The sequence below is a fragment of the Ruegeria sp. AI2 genome (assembly GCF_056541275.1).
This window is the reverse complement of the sequence record NZ_JBQFYB010000002.1, coordinates 254,978-269,445: the sequence shown is the minus strand read 5'-3', so window position 1 is coordinate 269,445 and position 14,468 is coordinate 254,978. Positions and strand designations below refer to the sequence as shown.

The following is a 14,468-nucleotide window of genomic DNA, read 5'->3' as shown; positions in this document are numbered from 1 at the left end:
CGCGATCACCCGCCCGGCAGGGAAAACCCCTGCTCCTGAAAAATAGCCAAAGCCGCATCGCTGTGCAGATGATCCAGAAAAGCCCGCGCCGCACCTGTGGCATTACCTGTCATCGCCGCCGGATAGATGATCGGAGGGTGCAGGTCGGTCGGAAAACTGGCCACAACACTGACCCGCTGTTCCGCCTGCGCATCCGATCGATAGACGATCCCCAGAGGCGCAGCACCCGTTGCCACAAGGGCCAGCGCAGCGCGCACATTGTCGGTTTGTGCCACTCGGTCCTGCACCGCCTCCCACTGGTTCAGCCCCTGCAAAGCCGCCTTGCCGTAGATACCGGCGGGCACCGCATCGACCAGCGCCATGGCCAGAAAGCCTTCGCCCAGCTCGGCCCTGAGGTCATGAACCGTCCGAATGTCACCCAGATCAGGACGCCCCGCAACGCCGATCAAAACCAGACTGTTGCCCAGCAAATCCGACCGTGTCCCCGGCTGCAACAAGCCCTGCTGTTCCAGAAAATCCATCCAGTCGGCATTGGCCGAGATGAACACGTCCGCAGGCGCACCCTGCTGAATCTGCCGCGCCAGAACCGAAGACGCTGCGTAAGACACGGTGACATCGTGCCCCGTCCGCTCTGTGTATTCCTTTGCGATTTCGTCCAAAGCGGTCTTGAGGCTGGCCGCGGCGAAAACCAAAACCCCTTCTGCCCCGGCCCGGACCGGAGCCAGCACAAATGCGCCAAGGACCAGTGCCACCATCCAGATACGGCAGGCGAAGGGTAGGATCATGTGTGCTCCCGACCGGAAAGTTGCAGTCTCTTCGGGCATATCGGAGGCCATAGGGCGCTTGCAAGCGCCTTTGATCTTTTCCAGACCACACGCCTGAAACCCACGCAGACCTGCCTCATAAGCCCATGCTCACCGAGGCTGGCGTCGTTGAGAGCGGCATTTCCTATCCGCGACCCATCGCGGAATAAAAATCTCACAGACCCTCTTGCGCCCGCCCGCTGGCTTGGCTACATGCAGCGTCACGGGTGATTAGCTCAGTTGGTAGAGCGCTTCGTTTACACCGAAGATGTCGGGAGTTCGAGTCTCTCATCACCCACCATACTTTCCCCACAATGTATCAAGCTCTTACGCGACTAGCACCTATTGCTGTGCTACGCGTGAAACTGTGTCCGCTGCGCCTCCGCTGCACTTAGACAGAAAAGATGTCTCCAACACAGGAGATATGGGCCATGGCAACAATCGTAAAACGGCCTAGTGGAAAGTGGCAGGCGACGGTTCGGAAGGACGGGCAATCCCGATCCAAGTCATTTCTAAAGCGTGCTGATGCGACGAAGTGGGCTCGTGAGACGGAGTTGAGCGCCGACAGGGGATTGCTAACCCCAGACCTCAGTGTGAACGTATCCGATATGACACTTGGTGAAGTGTTGCGAAAATACCGAGATTACATCACGAGCGAGAAACGGTGCGCGGACAATGAAAGTTATGCAATCAACGGGTTCCTGCGTAAATGCTCCAAGTTAGCCAGCAGGCAGGTCGGCAAGCTGCGATCCGCTGACTTTGCCCACTATCGTGACCAGCGCATTAAATCCATGAAGGCGGCGACTGTGGTGAGGGAACTGGGTTGGTTGCAGCACGCCCTTGATGTCGCCCGTGAGGATTGGGGGCAGAACCTGCCACAAGGAAACCCGGTCAAGCCTGTCCGAAGACCAAAGATTGATAACCGCCGCGAGAGGCGATTGCAGGAAGGAGAATGGCAGGCTTTGTTGGGTGCCGTGAACCAAGCTCGGTCTCCGCTGATGAAGCCATTGCTGACGCTTGCTTTGGCGACCGGGATGCGCCGAGGGGAATTGCTGTCGATACAATGGAAGCATGTAGACCTTGAGCGTCAGACAGTGTTCTTGCCCCAAACCAAAAACGGTCGCGCCCGTACAGTGCCTCTCAGCCCGGATGCCGTTGCCGTATTGATGGACCTACCACGTGGTGACGACCGTTGTTTGCCCCTGTCTGGTAACTCTGTGCGATTGGCCTTTGCAGTGCGCAACCTAGAGTGATCGCGATAGCGCTTACGGCCAACCTGGTCTGCATGACAGAACCTCCCTAACTGCTTTGTTTTTAGCGCCACATTCGAACCCGTCAGAAAACGATCCGGGTTCTTAGACCGAACAGCGTAATGCTATCCTGAGTGGGGTTCAGCAGCGGGTCAGAAATGAACTGCAGTGATGGCGTGATCTGCAGTCCGGGTGAGATTGAAAAACGGTAGAATGCTTCGAGCGTGAACTGGTCACCGTCTATCCCCCTTGCCTCGGCCCAGTTCAGGCCCAGCCCGGCCAAATCGGTGTTGCGACCGTAGTAGCCAAGACCCGCAGAAACGGACCGATCATAAAGCGCCGCTGTCCCTTTTGAGGCCCCTGCCCGAAAGAATGGCATCCATTTATTGCCAACAAACCAAGCCGCTGAGAACGCGGCCCCATAATCTTCAGGGCGGCTGCCATCGTCGGCTGCATCCGCATGCCAAAGGGTCAGGTGAATATTGTCGAAGTAAATGCGATCAAAGCCGGAGGTGTAACCAAGTTCGAGTGACTTGAAGAGATTGCCATCGCTGAACACATCAAAGTTTGGATCGGACGGGTCGGCGTTTGCGTCCGAGACGCTCGCAACAGCGTAGAAGTTTTCGCTCAGCTTTACCCCACCGGCGATGCCAAGGCCTTGATTGGGCGTGTTAATAGTTGGGTTGGTATTGAAAGACAGGTTTTGGAAACCACTGTAGGGGCTAACCAACCCATAGATATCCACAAAGTCCGTTACATCAATTTGGCCAACTTGCAGCGTCCACGAACCGTTCTCGGCCCTTTGGGTCCAGAACAGATTGGTTAGCAGCAGACCATTATCGTTGAAGGCTGTTCCCGTGATTGAAAGGGCTCCGCCATCCAACCCCAAAAACTGTGGGGCGACATCGGTGTAGCTGTGCCGATCTTCGATCTTGAATGTCAGAGAGCCGCGTTCAGTTGCCTGCCAACTACCGTAGAAACGCGCAATCCCACTGGCCGCTTCGCCGGTTCCCAGATCAGCATTCGTGGATTGGCCCAACGCCAAGTAATCAATGTTGAACCGAAACCCACCCTCGGCCAGTCGGTCTTTCCACTGGAACCAACCCGGAGCGATATTGCGTGGAAAATCGGAACGGTATTGCGGATCGGTTAGCCCATCTCCGGGCTCTAGATCAGCTTCGACCGAAGATGGCCCGGATAGTCCCTGAGCCGACGCTGCGCCAGCAAAGGCAATACTCAATGCGGCAACCAGAAATCTTATCATTCAGACGCCTTTGCCCCGCCAGTCTTGCGATCGCCCGCCGCTCGGATGCGATCAGCGGCGCGCTGTTTCCATTCCAGCCTGTCTGCCTCCGTTTCCAGAGTCTCTACGCTCTCCGTCTCCAACTGGAAGGTAGCACTCATGGGCATAAGGCCATCCACGACCATCATGTTTTGCACCGTGGGATCAATCTTCAGTGTGCCCGTTACCTTTACGGGTTCATGAAAATAACTGGGCGTCCAATCGCCATTTAATCGCACACGGATCATCTGATTTGGCGGAGGTGGAGGCATGTGGCTACACATGCCGCGTTCTGGCACCAAATAGGCCACAGGTCGTCCGTCAGGATCGCTCGGAGCGGGAATGGCGAAGCCCGCCAGTGTGATTGTTTGACCATCGAATTGCGGATTTCCGTTTGTTCCAGCCTTTCTTCGCCGTTCCGTCACAATCTCTCGTTGATCGAGTAGCCAGTCGACATCAATCCCATCAGCCGCCAAGGCATCCTCAGTCTCGGTCAGAAGCTCCCGCCATTTCTGCCTCTCTTCTTCGCTGCCACTATCCTGCTGTAACCTGCCGCGCAGCCGTACGACGTAAAGGACATCGTCGAATTGTTCGGCGCTAAGTTCGCGATAGGGGTCTTCAAAGACCTGCGCGGACGGGTCAGGCAGGTCAGACCAGTCCAACGCGGTTCCTTGCGTCGCCATGACAGGATGACCACACCAAACCAACCCTGCAAATACTAAGTAGCGAAACCAATGGTGCATAAATACTCTCCGGCTGTTTAGACAGGTCAATCCAGTGTGTTTTTATAGATGACGCCATCCTTCATGATCAGTCGGATCGTATCTGGGCTTTCTGGCCTCGGATCGGCACCGAACCACTGATCACCTGTGCCAACAACCGAGAAGTCTTCAAGTGGGTTACCGTCGATTAACAGGATATCCGCATAAGCTCCTTCCTCGATAACGCCCAGTTTCCCGGCGGTATACGGGTTCATAAAGTCACCTGACAGAGCGACTACCTCGCCACCCGTCGATGTCAGCGTGACCATTGACGTATAGGGCCCGAAGAACTCATTGTTCAGGTGTTTTTCATAGGCAATCTGGATATTGCACGCCTCTACCGACCCAACACAGTCTGTCTGGAAACCTCGCTTCACCGGGCATTCCTTCATATTGTCGATATAGCCAGCAAATGTGTCCGAGGCAGACTTTGCCTTGGCAAGGCTAGCGGGCACGTTAGCCACCGCCGGAATGTCGAGAAGACCGGGATCGAAAGCTGTCAGGTTCGTGGTAATATATGCCCCTTTTTCATTCATGACTTGAGCAATATCACAATCAAAAGAAAAACCATGTTCTATTGACATCACACCCGCGTCGAGCGCACTCAGGATTGCTTCCTTGCGATAGGAATGCGCCATGACATAGCTGCCATATTCATTCGCCACCTGCACGGCGGCTCTTATTTCCTCGGGCGACCCGGCTAGCAACTGCCAAGGGTCGAATGCCGACACGACACCACCTGATTGCATGAATTTTATCTGCGTCGCACCCATACGGAAATTGTTACGTGCGTATTTATAGACGTCATCAACACCACTGACCTCCTGAGCCATGTTCAACCGGCCCATGTTTGTCTCTGAACCAGGTGGTGCTGTAAAATTTGCGAAGTCAGCATGACCACCGCGTGTTCCGATAAACGCCCCGGATGGATAGTAACGGGGGCCCTCAATTTGTCCCGAGTCTATCGCCCGACGTAGTCCGCCATTAGCGCCACCAGCATCCCGGACAGTAGTGAAACCCTGCATCAAATACATTTCGGCCATCCGAGCACCGTGTATGGCAAAGTCCTCCCAAGTTGTGTTGGCCTCCATCGCGGGCAATGTCGGCCCCATCAGCATGAGGTGCGCGTGCAGTTCAACAAACCCGGGGGTAAGTGTCCGTCCTTCTCCATCAATGACTGTCGCATTGGGGGCATCGATCGCATCGGTTGATACGGCCTTAATCAGATTACCCTCGACCAATACGCTGGCATTCTCGATACGCTGTTCATTCACGCCATCGAAGACATGCACATTGGTAAACAGCGTTTGGGGTTCTTCTTGATCCTGAGCCTGCGCGGACGTCGACAAGGAAATAATTGCAGCGACAATTACCGTCGAGCAAAGGGACAATCGTAGACCGGACATAAGTACTCCCTTCATATTCGTGTTTTGCCAACTGTAGTCTGTAAAATCTTGGCTCGGTTGCCACTTTCGAATTAGGATGTTCGAATGTGATTGTAAAAATGGCCACTGAACAAAACTACTGATCCTTACAAGGGTGACGAGCTTGCCTTTCAACTCAACCTCTCAAGAGCATAGCGAGGGCTTTATTCGCCTCTCCTTAGCTGCTCCGTTCCTGCAATATCTCACCGAACGTAAGATCAATCCGCAACCAGCACTGGATCAGGTCGGCTTGAAAGCCGAACTGTTGTCCGACCCATCCGTGTTCGTTCACTCAGAGTTGGTCTATGGTTTGCTGAATGCCTTCTCAGAAGTGTCAGGGGATCGATACCTTGGCCTGAATGTAGGAGAGAAGTTTGACCTGCAGGAATGGCCTCCATTTGCTCAAGCCTTGCAATCAACAAACTCGCTGTTCGAGTTTTTTACCCGCTTTGTTGGGCTTGTCCCGCAGGAGTCAAATTCGGTGCGGCACAGCCTAATCATTGAAGCAAACAAAGCGACTTATCATATCGAGAGGCAACAGGAACCCGCTGTCCCACCCATTCAAGTGACCGGTTTTGGTGCCGCGATTTATGTACGCCTCTTGCAGACCGTCGTCGGAGATGCCTGGGAGGCATCCCGTGTGCGTTGGGAAAGCCGATATATTACTGGTCTGCCTGTCGACTACAAAGGGATCGAAGTCGGCCTTGGGACCGACCCCGGAATGCAAATTAGTTTTCCGGTGGAATGGTTGTTTCTGCACCATGCCACTGAGTGCTCTGCCAAACCCGTTGCCTCGGTTCGACAGACTGAAGAAGTCACCGTGGTGGCCGCTTTGCGATCTGTCTTACGCGACAAACTGGACGAAACCGATTTGGGACCAGAGCGGGTGGCTGGATTGCTGGGAATACAGCCGGAACGGTTTCTGAAAGCGCTTCAGCAACAAAGCACGACGCTACCCCGTGAGATCAAACGACTGCGTGTCGATGTCGCTAAAAAGCACCTCCGAGAAGACAAGATGACAATAGCGGAGATCGGCCTGATGCTCGGCTACTCCGACAAGTCCCATTTCACTCGCTTTTTCCGAGGTCAAACCGGAATAACACCGACCAAGTTCCGTCTCGGTGTATAGTTACGTTGCGAATACTTGGACTGCTTTTCCACTACACACCAAGTGCGGGCCGACAAGGATTTGCAACACTCTTTTTGGTGCCCATATCTAAGGATCACAGAGGGACAATTGCCCCCATAGCCCCTGCGGCTGTGCATACAGCGCTGCGCCACCGCTGCACCAACTCTTTGTTTCAGTTCGATCAGCGACAGACCTGATCTAAGGAAGATGTCATATGATCTTGATACGTCCAGAAGATTGTGCAACCTTCAAGCCACTGACAACACTAGACATCTCTCCAAGATAGTGCTGGTTGCGGCAGTGGAAAACAGCACCTTGTTGCACCTGCGGATTAGGATAGAGCGCTTCGTTTACACCGAAGATGTCGGGAGTTCGAGTCTCTCATCACCCACCATCCTTTCCCCACAATGTATCAAGGTCTTACGTGACTGGCACATTTTGCTGTGCTGCGCGTGAAACTGCGTCCGCTGCGCATTGATCGCCCGGCTGAGAAAATAGCGTTTTCTTGATTAGTGAGATGTATCTCAGCATGATCCGGATATGTCGGTTGAAATGGACACGTGGCTGAACGACCTCGGACTGGGTCAGTACGCAGATGTTTTTGCGGAAAACGACATTGATGCGCGCGTTCTGCCGCTGCTGACGGGTGACGACTTGAAAGAGCTAGGAGTGAGTTTTGGTCACCGGAAGATCATCCTTGCGGCGGTTCAAGATTTGGTTGGCTCTGGGCACCTGTCTTCATCAGCACCTGCCGCAGGGGAGCCCACCGGCGAGAACACTCAGCCATCCGCCGCTGATGATGTGCATGGTGAAGCTGCACCAACGAAAAAGCCCATCGCACCTGCGGCTGAGCGGCGTCATCTGACAGTGTTGTTCGCTGATCTGGTCGGCTCGACAGAGCTGACCAACCGTTTTGATCCCGAAGACATGCGGGATCTGCTACAGAACTATCAAGATACCGTCGCGGGGGCAGTGAGCAGATACGGTGGCTATGTCGCGAAATACCTTGGCGACGGTCTTCTTGTGTTTTTCGGTTGGCCAACAGCCTATGAAGATCACGCCATTCGCGCCATTAAGGCGGGGCTTGAGTGCGTCCGCCGCGTTGAAGAGCTTAACACCCCTGACGGCGAGCGTTTGTCGGCCAGGCTGGGTATTGCCAGCGGTGATGTCGTGGTCGGCGACACTATCGGCGAAAACTCTTATGAAGAAGGTGCCATGACCGGGCCGACCGTCAATCTTGCGGCGCGGATACAGGAACACGCTCAGCCGAACTCGGTGGTTTTGTCTGCGGAAGAAACCGAAGCCGCCTTGCACCGGATATTCGAGTTCGAGACCCTTGGACCAACTCAGCTGAAAGGGTTCAAAGACCCTCGGACCTTGTTGAAGGTCGTATCGGAACGCAGCGCGGAAAGCCGGTTTCGCGCGTCGTATAAGGATGACGCCAGCAGCACCATGATCGGCCGGGATTACGAAAAGGGGATCCTGTTGCAATCGTGGCAGCGCGCCCAAAGCGGTCATGGTGAGGTCGTTCTGCTGTCGGGTGAGGCGGGAATAGGAAAATCGCGCCTGACTGAGGGGTTTCTTGCAGATGTCACGGCAACCGGGCAGGCCGACGTGATAAGGCTGAACTGCTCTCCTTATCTGACCAGCAGCCCCTTTCATCCCGTCACCCAGCGAATTTCACAGGATGCGGGTGTTGAACCGGATTTTGATGACAATCAAATTCTGGAACATGTCAGGAAGCTGCTGGAAGGCCGGGAAGGTCTGGACTGGGAACAGGTTCTGCCTGTCTTTGCAGCGCTGGTTGCGCCGCGCAGTGCGCCGGCTCGTGAAGTTCTCGAGATGTCGCCGCAGGAGCAACGCGACATAACGATCCAAACCCTTATCCATACGGTGCAGGTCCGGGCAGGCGTGCGCCCGGTTATTCTGTGTGTTGAGGATGCACATTGGATCGATCCCTCGACGCAAGCCCTGCTGGAGCGGTTCAAGGCGATTTGCACCGATCTTCCCCTGATGATCCTGATGACCCACAGACCTGGGTGGGACCTGGCCCGCGATGACGGGGACACGCATGTTCAAACACTCCTGCTGCGCCGGTTCGGTTCTGTTGATGTCTCGGATCTGGTCCGAAATATCACTGGCAAGGACCCGGACGATGCCTTGATCGCGACGATCATCGAAAAAACGGACGGTGTGCCCCTGTTTGTCGAAGAATTGACCCAGGCGATCGTGAATGCTGATGAGCAGGGACAAGTCCGCATACCATCCTCGCTGAAGGGCGCCTTGATGGCGCGGCTTGATGCAGTTTCGCCCGAGGCCAAACAGGTCGCGTTGACGGGGTCAGTCATCGGGCGGGAATTTGAACCAGATTTGTTAAGGGCCGCCATGGGGCTGGAACGCGCGGATATCAATCTTCGCCTCGAAGAACTGTCGCGAACGGGACTGATCTTTGAAAGCGGAAACAACCGCGGGCATTTTGTGTTCCGCCATGCCCTTATCCGCGATACGGCATATCAATCCATGCTGAGCTCTACCCGCAGGCAGCAACATTCAAACGTTGCCCGTGCACTGATCGCGATGCGATCAGCTGAAATCGATCGCCGCCCCGAACTGGTGGCCCGCCATCTGTCAGAAGCAGAAGATTGGCGCGCCGCATTCGACAAATGGGAAGCTGCGGCGGAAATGGCATTGGCCCGGTCAGCCAGCCAGGAAGCGATGACCAATGCCCAGGAGACGCTCAAAGCGGCTAAGCGGCTGAACTCGGAAACCAGCCCGGAAATGGTCAGGGGCATGATCCTGGTTGGCCGCAGCCATGACAGCCAGGGTCAGTTGTCCGAGGCGATGGCGGTTCTGAAAAGTGCATCCAACGCTGCACGGAAACTCCACGATGTGCAGTTGTCAGCCGATGCAGCCAATCATTTTGCTGACTCGTGCATGATGACAAGCAAGCGACATCACGAGGCCATTGACCTTTGTGAAAAGGCGCTGAAAGACCTGTCTGACAGTGACGAAGTCAGGCGGTGCCGGTTGATGAGCCAACTAGCACGGGCGTATATGTTTGTCGGCCAGTTTTCCGAAGGCACCCGCTTTGGTCAGCAATCCATGGAACTGGCAGCAAAGCTTGGGGATCATAAATCCCAGTTTTCGGTAATGATGATGCATTTTGGGGCGCCATTCATCGCGCGCAACGGGCGAGAGGCGCGCCATTGGCGTGATAACCTGGATGCCATGCATCGGGTCGCAGAAAAGCTTGGCACCATTGATCAGGGCCGCGACCGGACGCTCAGCCTGTTTGTCGGTGCTGAAATGGCCGACCGCGACCTGATGGACAACTCACTCGAATTGCTGACAGCGATTTCCGAAAAGGACAATCATCTGCAACTCTATTGGATTCAGAAACACGCACGCGCCATGGTTGCAATCATGGACGGCCACTTTGTTCAGGCTGAAAAGCACGCCACCGAAGCGGTCAAGATCGGCCGAAAAACGCACGGCGAACATGTCGAGGGCGTTTTCGGCGTTCAGATGTTCACCATCCGCCGCGAGCAGAACCGCCTGCACGAGGTTGCGCCTGTGATCAAGAAACTGATGACCGACAGCCCCGAAGACATCTCGTGGAAGCCAGGTTTTGGCCTTATCGCAGCCGAACTGGGGTACACGGAACCAGCCGAAAAAATACTGAATGAAATGGCGGAAAACGGCTTCGACCTGCCGCCAGATGCCATGTATTCAACAACACTGTCCTATCTTGCCGACATCTGCGTGGCAGTCGGGCATCCGGATCATGCCCAGACGCTTTACGGTATGCTGCAACCCTACGAGGACCTGACGATCACCGCAGGGGCAACCACAGTCTGCACAGGTGCCGCAGCCCGACGCTTGGGGAACCTGGCAACGGTGCTGAAAGACTGGGAAATTGCCGGGAAGATGTTCCGGAAAGCCATCGAGATTGACACGAGGATGAATTGCCCGCCATGGATTGCGCATTCCAAGGCAGCGTATGCATCCGCACTCAGACAACAGGGCCGCCCCAGCGATTTGGAACTGGCGTTTCAACTGGAAGGGGAAGCGTTGGCAATATCACAGAAATTGAGTATGGTTTCCCTTAAGTCAAAGCTCGAAGGGGTAGCCAGTTAAGGCCCGGAAAATGCTTGGGGGGCATAATGCCACGATACATCATTGAACGGAATTTTGCCGAGCAGCTGAATATCAGCGACAACGACAAAATTCACATCAAAGAAATCAACGACGAAGTCGGCATTGAATGGATCTTTTCCTTCCTCAGCGCAGATAAGCGCAAAACATACTGCCTTTACGAAGCCCCGGATGAAGAAAGCCTGCGAAAAGCGGCCGAGCGTCTGAACATTCCTGCCGATGTCATCACGCCGGTAGATCGGATCGATCCGGGAATATTTGCCTGACGACCAGCTTTCCCCCACAACCAAGTATCCCCTTCTCAGGGCAATAACAAACTCACGAGGCAGCCGTGCGCGAAACCTTTCCTGAAACAAGGGAGGCCTAAGCATGTTTGACCTGAAAGCACTCGACGGACATATCGCAACTGTGGATCAAGGCGATTTGGACGCGCTTGATGCCTCACTGCGCGGCGGGGTCTACCTGCCGGGAACCCCGGAATACGAAGAAGCCAGGATTACCTGGAACAGCATGTTCGAGCGTTTCCCCGCCTTCGTGATCCGTGCGATGGGGGCGAGCGACGTCCAGAAGGCAATAAACTTCGTCCGACAAGCAGGCCTCATGATGACCGTTCGATCAGGTGGGCACCAGATTGCAGGGCACGCCGTCGCGGACAAGGCCGTCATGCTGGACCTGTCCCAGATGCGTTCGGTTCACGTGGACCCTGCCCGCAAAACTGTCCGCGTTGCACCCGGTGCGTTGCTTGGAGACGTTGATCGCGAAACACAGTCCCATGGTCTTGTCGTCCCCACAGGCATCAATTCGACCACCGGCATCGCCGGGCTGACCCTGGGCGGCGGTTTCGGCTGGACGACCCGGAAATTCGGCATGACAATCGACAACCTTCTGTCGGCAGAAGTCGTCACAGCGGATGGCGCGATTGTCACCGCATCATCCACGAGCCACTCGGAACTTTTCTGGGCCATTCGTGGTGGTGGCGGAAACTTTGGTGTCGTTACCTCATTCGAATTCCAGTTGCATGATCTTGGGCCGGATGTCCTGTCCGGCCTGATCGTGCACCCGATCGAAAAGGCACCAGAATTGCTTTCCGAATTTGTGGCCATTGCGGACACGTCCCCCGATGAGCTCACCGTCTGGAGCGTGATGCGAAAAGCACCGCCGCTCCCGTTCCTGCCGGAAGAGTGGCACGGGCGCGAGGTGCTGATTTTCGCAGCGTGTTATAGCGGCCCGATGGATGAAGGTGAAAAAGCGATGTCGGCCTTGCGCGCGCTGGGTGAGCCGATTGTGGATGTCATTTCACCGCACAGATTCGTGGACTGGCAAGCGGCTTTTGATCCCCTGTTGTCGCCGGGCGTCCGCAACTATTGGAAAAGTCATGACTTCAACACGCTGCCCCCGGCCGCCATCACGGACCTGCTGGACGCGATTTCCACCCTTCCTGATCCCGCTTGCGAGGTATTCATTGCTCATGTCGGTGGCGCGATGGCCCGCGTTGAGCCTGCTTCTACCGCCTACCCGCAAAGATCTGCGCACTTCATCATGAATGTCCACACGCGATGGGAAGACCCTGACAAGGATGACACCTGCATCGGTTGGGCACGCCAGCTGTACGAACAGATGAAACCATACTCAACAGGCAGTGCATATGTGAACTTCATGCCTGAAGACCAATCCGATCACATGACCGGCGCTTATGGTGTGAACGGCGAAAAGCTGTCCAAGATCAAAGGAAAGTACGATCCCACCAACTTGTTCAGGATGAACCACAATATCCTACCAACGTAAGACAACCAGAGTGGCAATTCCCGAACTGCATTGATGTTGGGACCGCTGTCTTAGCACCACTCAATTTGTCTCGCTGTTCGGCTATCGCGCCAAGCGGTTCCTCTCACCTATGGCCGCGCTGGCACTCATGCCCTCTTGTCGTGCAGCTACCCTAGATGCTGTATCATTTGAGTGTTGAACTTGCGAGGCGCGACCGAACCGACTTTTCTGATCCCGTTTCAAACACCTGTTTTACGCTTAAGCCTGCAATCTGGGTCGCTAGGAACAATTCATCGAATAACCGCCTCGGAATTCGCGGGGCAAGTTTCTTTCGACTACTGGCCGAAACTATCCGACAAGCCCATTGCGGCGTCCGGTTCCCAGAACCTTCACCTCGAGCCAGTGGAACACCAATGCAATTACGCCCGCTACGAGAATGTAGAATACAGCCAACAGGATAAGCGGTTCGTAGACGATAAACGTATCGGCGCGCACACGGGACGACACGGCATAGATATCAACCACGGTTATTGTGGCGACCAGCGGTGTTGCCTTTAATTGCAGGATAGTTTCACCGCCCAAAGTCGGCAGAACATTGCGGATTGCCTGCGGTAACCAGATGCGGCGAAACATCGTCAGCCTTGGCATACCAAATGCCTTGGCCGCCTCCAGCTGTCCTTTGGCAACGCCCTTGAAGGCTCCGCGCATGACCTCGCCTTCATAACCCGCATAAGAAAGTGTCAACGCCAGCACCGCATAGGGCCAAGCCTGACGCAGGTACGGCCAAAGTTCAGATGATCGTATCCATGGAAACTGCGGAAACAGAGAGCCGAGGCCATAATACAGCAACCAAAGCTGCAAAAGCAGCGGTGTGCCGCGAATGATGGTACAAAACGCCTTTGCGGGTGCCGCAAGATACCATGGCCCAACGGCCTGCGCTAATCCAAGCGGTACAGCCAGTAAAAATCCAAGAACGATCGTGATAACCAGCAACCAAAGCGTGGTCCAGATACCCTTCAATGCAAGCGGCGCATAATTGGGTATCCAGTCCCACCGCAATGTCATCGCGCACCAAACCGCGATCCCGGCAAAGATCAGCATCATCACGATACGATGAGGTTGCATCAGAGATCTGAGGTCGATCATCTGCTGCCTCCGTTCAGAGCGGGTTGGCCGCGACGGGCCCATTTCTCAATCCGCGCAAAGATCCCACCCGAAAACAGCGTAACCATCAGATAAAGGAAGCCCGCCGCCAGGAAAAAGGTGAAGTAGGCCCGCGTGCTGCTGGCCGCCTGGCGCGTTTCCAGCGTCAGCTCGTTAAAGCCGACAACGGCCAGCAATGCGGTGTCTTTGGTTGCAATCAGCCACAAGTTGGCCAGACCCGGTACCGCAAAGCTCATCATGGCGGGGATTGTGACGCGCCGCATGGTCATGAAGGCCGGCATCCCGTAGGATTTCGCCGCTTCGATCTGACCGGGCGGAACCGCCTGAATGGCACCGCGCAGAATCTCGGTCGCATACGCGCCCTGAACGACGCCCAGCACCCAAATGCCTGCGGCAACGCCGTTGATCTCGACGCGGCCACCACCCATGGCAGCAGATATTTTGTTGATAATATCGGATCCCACGTAATACAGGATCAGGATCAGAACCAGTTCCGGCACGGCCCTGATCACGGTCGTATAAATGGCAAGAAGGTCGCGCGTGACCTTCCCGCCGTAAAGTTTGCCATACGCTCCGAACAATCCGATCACGAGGCCCAGCGCATATGCGCCAAAAGCGATCTGCAAGGAGTGGGACAATCCGCGTAGCAGATTGGCCCCCCACCCCGGCGGCGAGAGCGACAGAAGCTCTGCGCTCTGCGCCAAACCAAGTGATTCCAGAAATCCGGTCACGGCAA

Annotated in this window: 11 protein-coding genes and 1 tRNA gene; 6 read left to right on the top strand and 6 right to left on the bottom strand. The window is 55.3% G+C overall.

Features of this window, described 5'->3' with window-relative positions:
- Nucleotides 1-5: 5 nt before the first annotated feature.
- Nucleotides 6-785: a molybdate ABC transporter substrate-binding protein gene (gene modA, locus ACR0LL_RS08800; protein WP_480585796.1), complete on the bottom strand. Its 780-nt coding sequence runs from the start codon at nucleotides 783-785 to the stop codon at nucleotides 6-8.
- Nucleotides 786-1,028: 243 nt separating this feature from the next.
- On the opposite strand from modA, the gene ACR0LL_RS08795 reads away from it, so the two are divergent.
- Together ACR0LL_RS08795 and ACR0LL_RS08790 are read left to right on the top strand one after the other, a co-directional pair.
- Nucleotides 1,029-1,104 (top strand) — tRNA-Val (locus ACR0LL_RS08795).
- A gap of 307 nt (nucleotides 1,105-1,411) precedes the next feature.
- On the top strand, nucleotides 1,412-2,056 hold the full coding sequence (locus ACR0LL_RS08790) for a tyrosine-type recombinase/integrase (RefSeq protein WP_480585793.1): 645 nt from the start codon (nucleotides 1,412-1,414) through the stop codon (nucleotides 2,054-2,056).
- 82 nt (nucleotides 2,057-2,138) lie between these two features.
- On the opposite strand, the gene ACR0LL_RS08785 is transcribed toward ACR0LL_RS08790, so the two are convergent.
- From ACR0LL_RS08785 to ACR0LL_RS08775, 3 genes are all read right to left on the bottom strand, one after another.
- The gene (locus tag ACR0LL_RS08785; protein ID WP_480585790.1) at nucleotides 2,139-3,317 is read right to left on the bottom strand and encodes a carbohydrate porin; all 1,179 of its coding nucleotides are present in this window, start codon (nucleotides 3,315-3,317) and stop codon (nucleotides 2,139-2,141) included.
- Nucleotides 3,314-4,018: a DUF3299 domain-containing protein gene (locus ACR0LL_RS08780; RefSeq protein WP_480585788.1), complete on the bottom strand. Its 705-nt coding sequence runs from the start codon at nucleotides 4,016-4,018 to the stop codon at nucleotides 3,314-3,316. Before ACR0LL_RS08780 ends, ACR0LL_RS08785 begins: the two co-directional genes overlap by 4 nt.
- An 86-nt stretch (nucleotides 4,019-4,104) precedes the next feature.
- On the bottom strand, nucleotides 4,105-5,517 hold the full coding sequence (locus ACR0LL_RS08775) for an amidohydrolase family protein (RefSeq protein WP_480585785.1): 1,413 nt from the start codon (nucleotides 5,515-5,517) through the stop codon (nucleotides 4,105-4,107).
- A 127-nt stretch (nucleotides 5,518-5,644) separates the two neighbouring features.
- Here ACR0LL_RS08775 and ACR0LL_RS08770 point away from each other — a divergent pair, with 127 nt between their 5' ends.
- From ACR0LL_RS08770 to ACR0LL_RS08755, 4 genes are all read left to right on the top strand, one after another.
- Complete coding sequence (locus tag ACR0LL_RS08770; protein WP_480585783.1) at nucleotides 5,645-6,649, top strand: helix-turn-helix domain-containing protein; 1,005 nt, start codon at nucleotides 5,645-5,647, stop codon at nucleotides 6,647-6,649.
- Between the two features lie 540 nt (nucleotides 6,650-7,189).
- Complete coding sequence (locus tag ACR0LL_RS08765; RefSeq protein ID WP_480585780.1) at nucleotides 7,190-10,786, top strand: adenylate/guanylate cyclase domain-containing protein; 3,597 nt, start codon at nucleotides 7,190-7,192, stop codon at nucleotides 10,784-10,786.
- A gap of 26 nt (nucleotides 10,787-10,812) precedes the next feature.
- A complete protein-coding gene (locus tag ACR0LL_RS08760) occupies nucleotides 10,813-11,070 on the top strand; it encodes a DUF4242 domain-containing protein (RefSeq protein ID WP_209504668.1) in 258 nt (85 codons plus the stop codon).
- A gap of 103 nt (nucleotides 11,071-11,173) precedes the next feature.
- Complete coding sequence (locus ACR0LL_RS08755; protein ID WP_480585777.1) at nucleotides 11,174-12,589, top strand: FAD-binding oxidoreductase; 1,416 nt, start codon at nucleotides 11,174-11,176, stop codon at nucleotides 12,587-12,589.
- 327 nt (nucleotides 12,590-12,916) lie between these two features.
- Here ACR0LL_RS08755 and ACR0LL_RS08750 read toward each other — a convergent pair whose 3' ends face one another.
- Together ACR0LL_RS08750 and ACR0LL_RS08745 are read right to left on the bottom strand one after the other, a co-directional pair.
- Nucleotides 12,917-13,714, bottom strand: coding sequence for an ABC transporter permease (locus tag ACR0LL_RS08750; RefSeq protein ID WP_480585774.1), 798 nt, complete (start codon nucleotides 13,712-13,714; stop codon nucleotides 12,917-12,919).
- On the bottom strand, nucleotides 13,711-14,463 hold the full coding sequence (locus ACR0LL_RS08745; protein WP_480475310.1) for an ABC transporter permease: 753 nt from the start codon (nucleotides 14,461-14,463) through the stop codon (nucleotides 13,711-13,713). The genes ACR0LL_RS08750 and ACR0LL_RS08745 overlap by 4 nt, the downstream gene beginning before the upstream one ends.
- Nucleotides 14,464-14,468: the final 5 nt, after the last annotated feature.

What these genes read in the sequence shown, in the direction of transcription:
- ACR0LL_RS08775 (WP_480585785.1), bottom strand. Translation starts at nt 5,517, where the DNA reads ATGAAGGGAGTACTTATGTCCGGTCTACGATTGTCCCTTTGCTCGACG.
- ACR0LL_RS08765 (WP_480585780.1), top strand. Translation starts at nt 7,190, where the DNA reads ATGTCGGTTGAAATGGACACGTGGCTGAACGACCTCGGACTGGGTCAG.
- modA (WP_480585796.1), bottom strand. Translation starts at nt 785, where the DNA reads ATGATCCTACCCTTCGCCTGCCGTATCTGGATGGTGGCACTGGTCCTT.
- ACR0LL_RS08760 (WP_209504668.1), top strand. Translation starts at nt 10,813, where the DNA reads ATGCCACGATACATCATTGAACGGAATTTTGCCGAGCAGCTGAATATC.
- ACR0LL_RS08790 (WP_480585793.1), top strand. Translation starts at nt 1,412, where the DNA reads ATGACACTTGGTGAAGTGTTGCGAAAATACCGAGATTACATCACGAGC.
- ACR0LL_RS08785 (WP_480585790.1), bottom strand. Translation starts at nt 3,317, where the DNA reads ATGATAAGATTTCTGGTTGCCGCATTGAGTATTGCCTTTGCTGGCGCA.
- ACR0LL_RS08755 (WP_480585777.1), top strand. Translation starts at nt 11,174, where the DNA reads ATGTTTGACCTGAAAGCACTCGACGGACATATCGCAACTGTGGATCAA.
- ACR0LL_RS08780 (WP_480585788.1), bottom strand. Translation starts at nt 4,018, where the DNA reads ATGGCGACGCAAGGAACCGCGTTGGACTGGTCTGACCTGCCTGACCCG.
- ACR0LL_RS08750 (WP_480585774.1), bottom strand. Translation starts at nt 13,714, where the DNA reads ATGATCGACCTCAGATCTCTGATGCAACCTCATCGTATCGTGATGATG.